The sequence below is a fragment of the Micromonospora sp. NPDC005252 genome, from assembly GCF_042872475.1.
Lineage (GTDB): Bacteria > Actinomycetota > Actinomycetes > Mycobacteriales > Micromonosporaceae > Micromonospora.
The window spans coordinates 517,601-526,396 of record NZ_JBIAKN010000005.1 but is presented as its reverse complement, the minus strand read 5'-3'; the positions used below and the strand labels follow the sequence as shown (position 1 = coordinate 526,396).

The 8,796-nt window shown below is 68.5% G+C and carries 10 protein-coding genes; 3 read left to right on the top strand and 7 right to left on the bottom strand.

Annotated features, from left to right (window positions below; all coding sequences use genetic code 11):
* Window positions 1-101: 101 nt before the first annotated feature.
* The 4 genes from ACFYPH_RS18525 to ACFYPH_RS18510 form a co-directional block, all read right to left on the bottom strand.
* Window positions 102-2,579, bottom strand: coding sequence for a tetratricopeptide repeat protein (locus tag ACFYPH_RS18525; RefSeq protein WP_387183123.1), 2,478 nt, complete (start codon window positions 2,577-2,579; stop codon window positions 102-104).
* A gap of 96 nt (window positions 2,580-2,675) precedes the next feature.
* Window positions 2,676-3,056, bottom strand: a complete 381-nt coding sequence (locus ACFYPH_RS18520) for a hypothetical protein (protein ID WP_354859691.1) — start codon at window positions 3,054-3,056, stop codon at window positions 2,676-2,678.
* Window positions 3,057-3,109: 53 nt separating this feature from the next.
* Window positions 3,110-4,027: a hypothetical protein gene (locus ACFYPH_RS18515; protein ID WP_387183121.1), complete on the bottom strand. Its 918-nt coding sequence runs from the start codon at window positions 4,025-4,027 to the stop codon at window positions 3,110-3,112.
* Window positions 4,028-4,107: 80 nt separating this feature from the next.
* On the bottom strand, window positions 4,108-4,572 hold the full coding sequence (locus ACFYPH_RS18510) for a hypothetical protein (protein ID WP_354859687.1): 465 nt from the start codon (window positions 4,570-4,572) through the stop codon (window positions 4,108-4,110).
* Window positions 4,573-4,754: 182 nt separating this feature from the next.
* On the opposite strand from ACFYPH_RS18510, the gene ACFYPH_RS18505 reads away from it, so the two are divergent.
* Window positions 4,755-4,997 carry a hypothetical protein gene (locus tag ACFYPH_RS18505; protein WP_354859684.1) on the top strand — a complete coding sequence of 81 codons (243 nt, stop codon included), beginning with the start codon at window positions 4,755-4,757 and terminating at the stop codon, window positions 4,995-4,997.
* Window positions 4,998-5,725: 728 nt separating this feature from the next.
* Window positions 5,726-5,911 (top strand): hypothetical protein, encoded by a 186-nt coding sequence (locus ACFYPH_RS18500; protein ID WP_145796076.1) that lies wholly within the window; start codon window positions 5,726-5,728, stop codon window positions 5,909-5,911.
* 98 nt (window positions 5,912-6,009) lie between these two features.
* Here ACFYPH_RS18500 and ACFYPH_RS18495 read toward each other — a convergent pair whose 3' ends face one another.
* Window positions 6,010-7,083: an alkene reductase gene (locus ACFYPH_RS18495; RefSeq protein ID WP_387183117.1), complete on the bottom strand. Its 1,074-nt coding sequence runs from the start codon at window positions 7,081-7,083 to the stop codon at window positions 6,010-6,012.
* 217 nt (window positions 7,084-7,300) lie between these two features.
* On the opposite strand from ACFYPH_RS18495, the gene ACFYPH_RS18490 reads away from it, so the two are divergent.
* Window positions 7,301-8,209 (top strand): oxidoreductase, encoded by a 909-nt coding sequence (locus tag ACFYPH_RS18490; protein WP_363940548.1) that lies wholly within the window; start codon window positions 7,301-7,303, stop codon window positions 8,207-8,209.
* Window positions 8,210-8,341: 132 nt separating this feature from the next.
* On the opposite strand, the gene ACFYPH_RS18485 is transcribed toward ACFYPH_RS18490, so the two are convergent.
* Both ACFYPH_RS18485 and ACFYPH_RS18480 read right to left on the bottom strand, forming a co-directional pair.
* Window positions 8,342-8,515 (bottom strand): hypothetical protein, encoded by a 174-nt coding sequence (locus ACFYPH_RS18485; RefSeq protein WP_354859676.1) that lies wholly within the window; start codon window positions 8,513-8,515, stop codon window positions 8,342-8,344.
* A gap of 1 nt (window position 8,516) precedes the next feature.
* On the bottom strand, window positions 8,517-8,735 hold the full coding sequence (locus tag ACFYPH_RS18480) for an IS3 family transposase (RefSeq protein WP_354859714.1): 219 nt from the start codon (window positions 8,733-8,735) through the stop codon (window positions 8,517-8,519).
* Window positions 8,736-8,796 lie beyond the last annotated feature (61 nt).

Genomic DNA, 8,796 nt, shown 5'->3' with positions numbered 1-8,796 from the left:
GAGAACGCCACCAAGCCACTCAAGGCGCTACCAGCCGCACCTCACCGCCGATGAGGTGACCGGCCCCCCCCGACAACCGTGCACGACGTCGTTAGGCGTCCTCATCTCGACCGTCTCACCAGTTCAGACTGGTTCAGGAGGTTCCGCGTCCTGCTGAGCGTGGCCTTGGCCGTGGCCAGCCAGTAGGGCGAATGAACCTCGGTCCAGATGGCCACCGCCACCTCGGCACGGCGTTGGGCGAGGTCCGGTCTTCCGGCCGACAACTGAGCTTCGGCCAGGCAGTGCAACGCGGCCGCCTCCCCCCAGCGGTTCGCCGCGGCACGGTAGACCCAGAGGCATTCGGCCAGCACGCGCCGGCCCTCGACCTCCTTGCCTTGTCTGACGAGGACGTCACCGAGCCAGCACCTGGCGTGCGTCGCGCTCAACTGGTCGCCCAGCGACAGGCTGATCCGCTCGGCGGTGCGGTAGTGCCGTTCGGCGGCGGTGTAGTCGCCGCGCAGCCGGCTGACCTGCCCGAGGCAGCGCCACGCCTGCGCCTGCCCCGGCAGGTAGCCGATGGCCTCGCTGCGCCGCAGGCTCTCGTCGAACACCGCCACCGCTTCGTCGCGGCGTCCCTGCTCCATCAGCGTGACACCAAGGCCGGTCGTCGCGTAGATCAGGCAGTTGTCATTGCCGGCGGCTTCCGCGAGGTGGATGGCCCTGACGAAATGTTCCTTCGCTTCGGCATACCTGCTCTGCAAACGGTAGAGGTAGGCCAACCCAGCCGAGGTGCTGGCGATGCGCGCCTTGTCGGAGGGATCAAGCATCCCGATCGCCGCGCGGTAGTGGCGTTCCGCTGCCGGGTAGTCGTCCACGATCGTCGACAGTTCACCCAGGTTGCGCCGCAGGCTGGCCCCGACCGGGCCACCAGCCACCGACCCCATCGCGCGGCTGTGCAGGTGCAGCCAGTCGTCGAAGTAGCCCGACAGCTGCATGAATGGCGCAAGGGCCACGATCAGGCCAGCTGCAGGAAGCGGCACGGACGGAAGCATGTCTTCGGCGAGCGTCTTGAGGAAACCGTACTCGTCCCGGAACCAGGCAAGCGGGTCGTCCAGCACCGCGTCACGTGTCTGGACGCTGAACGACCAGGGCGGGGCAGCGAACGGCACCTCGTCGAAGTCCGTGTTGATCCGGATGCCGGCGGCGCACGCCAGGCCCAACGCCCCGCCGAGCATCCGCAGCCTCGCCCGCTCCGTCTGGACCGGCGTGAGGATCTGCGCCGCCTTGTCCCGTGCGAACGTGGCGACCAGGTCGTGCATCCGGTAGCGCGGTGCCGCGTTGCCGGTGTAGCGCACGAACAGCAGATGCAACTCCGCCAGGTCGTCGAGGAGCTTCGTCGCGTCGGCCGGCGAGATGTCCATCAGGGCCGCGAGTGCCCACGGGGCGACGTCGACTGTGTTGATCTGTGCCAGATAGGACAGCGTCTCCTGCTGGTTTTTGGACAGCGCCGCATACGTCAGCTCGATGCTGGCACGTACCGCCACATCGCCCACCGTCAGCTCATCAAGCTTTCGATGCTCGTCGGCGAGGGCTCTGGCCAGAGCGCCCAGAGGCATGTCCGGGCGAGCGGCCAGGCGGGCCCCGGCGATCCACACGGCCAGCGGAAGCCGGTCGCAGCGGTTGACGATCTGGAACGCGGAGGATTGTTCCCGGGCGACCCGCTCCTCACCGATCATGCGTTTGACCATCTCCAACGCTTCCGGCTCGCTGAGCAGCCTCAGCGGCACCCGAGAGCCGTCCAGCCCGGGTAGGACGCTCCGGCTGGTGACGATGGTGGCGGTCTTCGGCCCCGAGGCGATCAGAGCCTGGACATCCCGGCCCGCGGCGGCGTTGTCGAGAACGATGAGCACGCTTCGCTGGGCGAGCAGGCTGCGGTAGAGGTTGATGCGCTCCTCGAGCGCGGCGGGCACGGAGTGGCTGCTGACGCCGAGGGCGCGGAGGAAGACACCGAGAACGTGCCAGGAGACGCCCGACTGGGGGTGCGGGCCACGCAGATCGGCGAACAGTTGTCCGTCCGGAAAATGCTCGACGGCCAGTTGCGCCAGCCGGACCGCGAGGGTCGTCTTTCCCACCCCGGCCGGGCCGGTGATCACTACCGTACGCGCGCTCTGCCCGTCGGCGCGCAGGATGTGCCCAGCTCGGGTTAGTTCCGCCTTCCGCCCCACAAACGAGGTCGGCCCACTCGGCAGCAGATACGGTGTGACCAGGTCCGCCCTGGTGGTGGCGGCACCGGCAGCGGCGGCGGCCTCCCCCGCGACCTCCAACTGAGCCAGCTGACGACGCAGGCGTACCCATTCAACCACCTCGTTCGGCGGCAGTTCACACGCCTCCGCGATGGCGATCACGATGTCCAGGGACGGCAGTGTCGGTCGAGCGAGCGCCGAAGCCAGGGTGCTCGCGGGCAGGACTCGCCCTCTCTCCCGGGCCAGACGGGTCAGATCCCGGAAGGAGCGCCCCGACCAGGCTTTCAGCTGGCGGAGCGCTGCCACATATTCCTCTGCGGTGGTCGCCGTGCTGGGTACCGGTGCTCGATCTGGCACGGTGGGGAGTGTAACTGGCTCGATTTACCTTGCGATCGTGTTGAGCTCGTTGGTCGGGTGATTCAGGAAGCCCTCGGGCGCGTGTCGTCGCCGGGATCAGACGCCGCAGGCCAACGTGGTCGTCGATGTCTTGGACGCTCCGGTGGCGGCGTTGTAGATCGCACCCTTGAACGTGTGGCTGGCCGTACCCGAGCACGTGTGACTTGTAGAGCGGCTCCTGTTGCCACTGAAGCTGGAGTAGTTCAGCAACTGCCAGCTCGCGCCGTTCCAGACGTAGAGCTGCGTCTCCCAGCTGGAGGAGCTGCCGCAACCCGACGTGGTACCCGTGGTGACAGCACTTCCGGAGCTATTGACCGGCGTCGAGATGGTCCAACTGCAGGCCGCCTGGGCGGGCAGGACGGCGGCCAGCGACGCCCCGACCCCCAGCACGGACGCCCCCGCCACCACGACCCCCCGTTGCCACAAAGTGCGCGTCATGGTCGATCCCTTTCAGATAGCTGCTCGGTATTCACGGTCGGACAAAACTCGAATCAGTTGATCGGCGACGTGTCCAACACCCGCGCCGCGTTGCGTGCTCGCGTGCGCAGAAGCACGGACGCCGTTTCGACGTCGGATCCGTGCTCCGCGAGAATGTCATTCTCGAACTCGGCGATCAGATACCTGAGGACGCCGGTCAGATTGGTCTCGGTGCGGCAGGCGCGGTCAGTGACCACGACGGCGACCTCCTCGCTGGACGGCGGCGTGCTCGGCTGCGCACCCCGGGCGTTCCACCGTGGGTCGGAGGCCGCGGCGTCCGGATCGCGGTAGTGGTGGCCGTCCCGGGCCATGCACTCGCTCCACGCCCGCAGCACCGACCGGTAGCGCGCGTCGGCCATGGCTCGGTCCGCAGCCTGGCTCTCAAACCATTCGAAGGTGAGGTGTGGCTCCACGGTGGGGTCGACCGCGGCGAGGACAGGTCGCTCCGCGGTGCCGTTTATCTCACGCTCGGCGGCACCGTCGCAGCCTCCGGTAGGCACGGCCAACGCACCATGCGAGGCGGTCTGGCCGAAGTAGACCGCGGTCTGCTCGGCGGGGATCAGCAGGTGCCTCCTACCCCTTCGGGCGGCGGCGGACATGTCGTCGGCGAAACCTGGTGGGCCTACGTAGCCGTACTCGCGTACGTCGTACATTCCCTGCCAGTAGAGCTGCGTCGCGTGCACCGGATATTTCAGCGGCGACGCCTGGGGCACGTCCAGTCGCAGGCCGAACCCCGCCATACACTTCTCAATCAGCTTGTAGAGCGCGCGCGACACCTGGACGCCACCCTCCGGTGAGAGCTCGTACCTGTCGAACGGCAGGCTGAGATCCACCGCCACGCCGGGCTCGTGGGATATCAGCGGCACGGATGGCACCTCCGCCTCGGGCGCGGAACAGCCCACCAGCAGGATGGCCAGCAGGGCCAGCGCCACAATGCGTCTCAGCCACGACATCGTCGCTCCCTCGAATCGAGGTGGCCTGCCCCGTACGGGACAGGGCAGGCCACCAACCACTACTTCCAGGTGGACGCGCCGCCGTAGTAGACGGTGCCGGAGCCCGGGTTGCGGCTGTACTTGGCCTGCACGATCGAGGTCTCCGTGTCCCGAACCCCGGCGGTGTAGTCCGGGGACCAGCCGGTGCTGCCGTCGCGCCGCCCACACTGGTAGAGGCTGTTGTTCGGGGTGTACTTCCAGATCAGCGCCACCAGGCCGCTGAACTCGGGGTTGTAGACCTTCGCCCAGGCGAACCAACGTCCGGAGTACTGGCCCTGGTTCACGCGGATGTAGGCGCCGCCCGCGCCCGGGATGGTGTACTGGGTGCCCGAGACGGCGGTGATGTTGCTGGCCAGGTTGGGATTGGACAGCCAGTTCCCGCAGAACGTCGGTTCGTCCGCCATCGCCGGCGGCGCTGCCGCGAAGGTGGCACCGGCTACCGCGAGAAGTCCCGCCATCACTATTGTCGCGAACCTTCTGCGCATCACTGCTCCCCTTCGTCGCAAACTTGCGGTGGTCGGGCTTAGCCCGCCGCCGTGACTGGGGAACAGTTTTGCCGCTGCCTGAGCCCTGGAGAGCTGTCCCGGACGACTCCGGACGGTCTCGGACGATCTCGAACGGAGTCCGGTGCCCGGACCCGGTCACCGCCGAGCTGGCCGCGGCCGGCGTGAAGACCGTGAAGAAGCCAAAGGAGTGGCCGCACAAGGGCCAGATGGTGCGCGTCGACCAGCTGGAGACGGCCGATGGCGAAAAGGCCGACCCGGAGGCGGTGAAGGCGCTCGACGGGTGCGCCGCCGTCATCGAGGAGCGGTGGGACTCGAAACGCATTCGTCGTTGCCGCATGGCCGACTGCCGTCAACGAAGATCGATCCGAGTGGCATCCCTGGGGGTGCCGGCGTGCCGTTGTTAGAACGGCTATCCCACGGGAAGCGCCCTGACCAGGCACTTCTGGCTGGTGACCTCTTCGGCGGAGCCGAAGAGGTCACCACCGTAGCTAGACTTGCGCGAGCTTCAGAGTTGCGCTGAGCGTCATCGGCGGTGGGGCAATGGGTGTGTCGCCCCCCGACACGACCCCCCTCGTTCACGGCCAGATTGTCGCAGCGGGGAGGGGCGCGCCGTTTCCTTGGTGACGGGTGTTTCGCTGATGGGGGAGCGGGACGCCGTGGACCTGGCGACGCCCGGTCGGCCCCCGTTTACCCCCCGAAAAACCCCGCCCGTGGTTGACAACCAGTGACAAGCAACGACCATCGCCTGAACGCGTCTGCGCAGCTCAGCGCCCATCCCTGACAACCGATGACAAGGTTGGGGTGGTTACGGATGGTAACAAGGGGTTTTGGCAACCAATGACAACTCCTGAGGGGACTCGACAAGAGGTTGTCTTGGGTTCAAGTCACTCGTTTCCCTGAGCGCTTGATGCCGGGTCGGCGCCGCGGAAGGCGCGTCGCGACGAGCTTGGGCGCAGCGCACTGCAGCGAGCGAACGCCGCGGCCCAGCTTAGATGGGCCGCCGGGAGGCGGTTCAGGTGCTGTACTGCCGACGTAGCGAGCAATCTCGGTGGGTCGTCTTCGAAGGTGGTTGAGGCTGGCCACCGCCGCATCTTTGGTCCACACAACCACGAGACTCAGCGGTGGCTGCTCCATGCCCACGGACAAAACCACACCGCCACAGCAGGTCAGAACGGATGTCCTGCTGGGAGTACTAGCTTTCCTGCCCGCCGTCAAACGGGCGGAGACCCGCCAGCGGAAGATCGGCGAGTTCGTCGCGATGCTCGCCCGGCAGGAGACGATCCACCCGCAGAAGGCCAGGCCCGCCACGTCGCCGTGATCGACCGCCGGCCGGGCCGGGCAGGGTGCCTCGGCCACCGCGCGGCGAACCGTCCGGGCCGGCGGTCACCGGCGGGCCCGGACGGTTCGCCGCCGGGCCTACTGCTCCAGCGTCGGGTAGTCGGTGTAGCCACGCGGGCCCGGCGTGTAGAAGGTGCTCTGGTCCGGCTCGTTCAGCGGCGCGCCGATCTCCCACCGGCGGGGCAGGTCCGGGTTGGCCAGGAAATTCCGGCCGACCGCGATCAGGTCGCCAAGGCCACCGTCGACGATGCGCTCCGCGTCCGCCCGGGTGGTCACCGAGGCGAAGCCGTCGTTGGCGATGAACGGACCCCCGAACCGGCACCGCAGGTCGACGATCAGGTCGCTCGTCGGGTCGGCCAGGGCGTGCAAATAGGCCAGGCCGAGCGGCGCGATCGCGTCGACCAGCGCGCCATAGGTGGCGGCCACGTCGGCCGCGTCCTCCTCCACCACGCCCTGGATGTTGTGCGAGGGCGAGATCCGGATGCCGACCCGGTCGGCGCCGACCGCCTCGACGACGGCCCGGGTCACCTCGATCACCAGCCGGGCGCGGGCCTCCGGGGAGCCGCCGTACCCGTCGGTCCGCAGGTTGCTCGACGGCGCCAGGAACTGGTGCAGCAGGTAGCCGTTGGCGGCGTGCAGCTCCACCCCGTCCAGGCCGGCATCGACGGCGTTGCGCGCCGCCCGGACGAACTCCTCGACGATCCCCGGCAGCTCGTCGCCGCGCAACTCCCGCGGCACCGGGTACGCCTTCATCCCGTCGCGGGTGAAGATCTCGCCCGGGGCGGCGATGGCACTGGGCGCCACCGACTCCAGGCCGCCCTTGTTGTCGGGGTGGCCGATCCGACCCACGTGCATCAGCTGCATGACGATCTTCCCGCCGCCCGCGTGCACGGCGTCGGCGACGGCCCGCCAGCCCTCGACCTGCTCGGCAGAGTGGATGCCCGGCGTGTCCGCGTAGCCCTGGCCGACGGCACTGGGCTGGGTGCCCTCGGTGATGATCAGGCCGGCCGAGGCGCGTTGGCCGTAGTAGGTCGCGGAGATCTCCTGCGGCACCTGACCCTCGCCCGCGCGGTTGCGCGTCAACGGTGCCATCACGATCCGGTTGGTCAGTTCCAGCTTGCCCAGGGTGAACGGGCTGAACAGGGCTGTCATCGTGTCTCCGCTTCGTCGTCGAACGGACGTCTTGGGTACGCTGGCGTCCCGGCACTGATCAACTGGATAGCTCGGCCGACGATTCCCGGACGCGCCGTGACGCACGTCTCGGACCCTGGCCCCGTCGGTCCCAGGGTGGGTGGGACCTGGTTGCGCCCGCCCGAGGCGGGCACCGTACGAGGTGCCGGCGGGCGCTCCGACCGGCGGAGGAAGAACCATGATCGGCGACAAGCTGCCCGGTGGCACCTACCGGATGGGTGACCTCACCGTCACCCGGTTCGGCTACGGCGCCATGCAACTGGCCGGCCCTGGCGTCTTCGGGCCACCCAAGGACCGGGCCGCCGCCGTCGACGTGCTGCGCGCGGCCGTCGAGTTGGGCATCCGGCACATCGACACGTCGGACTACTACGGCCCGTACGTCACCAACGAGAGCATCCGGGAGGCGCTCGCGCCGTACCCCGACGACCTGCACATCGTCACCAAGGTCGGTGCCCGCCGCGACGAGCAGGGCGGCTGGCCGCCAGCGCGGACGCCGGCCGAGCTCACCCAGCAGGTGCACGATAACCTGCGCCGCCTCGGCCTGGACGCGCTCGACGTGGTCAACCTGCGGGTCGGCGGCATGAACTCGCCCGAGCCGGGCTCGATCGCCGAGCAGTTCGGCACGCCCGCCGAGCTGCGCGAGCGGGGCCTGATTCGGCACCTGGGGCTGAGCACGGTCACCGCCGAGCAGCTCGCCGAGGCGCAGTCGATCGCCCCGGTGGTGTGCGTGCAGAACTTCTACAACCTGGCCAACCGGCACGACGACGAGCTGGTCGACGGCACCGCCCGGCAGGGCGTCGCCTTCGTGCCGTACTTCCCGCTGGGCGGCTTCTCCCGCTTGCAGTCGGACGTCCTGGAACGGGTCGCGGAGGGCCTCGGGAGCACGCCGATGTCCGTCGCGCTGGCGTGGCTGCTGCACCGCTCGCCGAACATCCTGCTCATCCCCGGCACGTCCTCGGTCGCGCACCTGCGCGAGAACATCGCCGGCGCGGCCCTGGACCTGCCCGCCGACGCGCTCGCCGCACTGGACGCGGTGCGGGTGATCCGGGCCGTACCGAGCACTTACCCGATGGATCGATGCTGTTGATCGGTTCGATCTTCCGGTCAGCGGTAGACGTGGCAAGGGTTGCCGATAAAGCCAAGGCGCACCGGGACCGCACGTCGCGGCATCCGGTCCCGGTACGGAATCGGTCTGTGGCCTCTCGTCGCACGGAGTTGACTAGCGCTTATTGGATCGAGCGGCGATGATGGCAGCGATGAGCATTGCTAGTCCTATCGCCCCGATGGCCAGTAGCACTTCCTCAACCGAGGACTGGTGCTCGGTGATGTCGGTGACCCACAACTGGTTCGGCCCGTTGCGGGTGAACTGCCGGTTGACCAGGTCGAGTGCCACGTCATCGCGTTTGGCTCGCCGCCATTTCGGCCGGCCCATGGCGCCCACCAGTCCGGCACGGCGAATGGGGCATCTCCACGGCACCGTGACCGACTACGATCCCTCGCCCCAGACGCAGCTCAGCGTGCACTCGTCGGGCACCGTAGTTGGCTCGCGACTGCTGATGGATCTCGGTAATCAGCCCGGTAAGCCAGGCGTGCCGCACCGCACGCGCCGACATCGGCCGGGTCAGCCACTCGTAGTAGCCCGACGTCGACACGTCGTCCACCCGACACGCCACC

Bases quoted from the DNA above. Each gene is read 5' to 3' on its own strand.
- ACFYPH_RS18510 (WP_354859687.1), bottom strand. From the start codon at position 4,572: ATGCGCAGAAGGTTCGCGACAATAGTGATGGCGGGACTTCTCGCGGTA.
- ACFYPH_RS18495 (WP_387183117.1), bottom strand. From the start codon at position 7,083: ATGACAGCCCTGTTCAGCCCGTTCACCCTGGGCAAGCTGGAACTGACC.
- ACFYPH_RS18480 (WP_354859714.1), bottom strand. From the start codon at position 8,735: ATGTCGGCGCGTGCGGTGCGGCACGCCTGGCTTACCGGGCTGATTACC.
- ACFYPH_RS18500 (WP_145796076.1), top strand. From the start codon at position 5,726: ATGCCCACGGACAAAACCACACCGCCACAGCAGGTCAGAACGGATGTC.
- ACFYPH_RS18490 (WP_363940548.1), top strand. From the start codon at position 7,301: ATGATCGGCGACAAGCTGCCCGGTGGCACCTACCGGATGGGTGACCTC.
- ACFYPH_RS18520 (WP_354859691.1), bottom strand. From the start codon at position 3,056: ATGACGCGCACTTTGTGGCAACGGGGGGTCGTGGTGGCGGGGGCGTCC.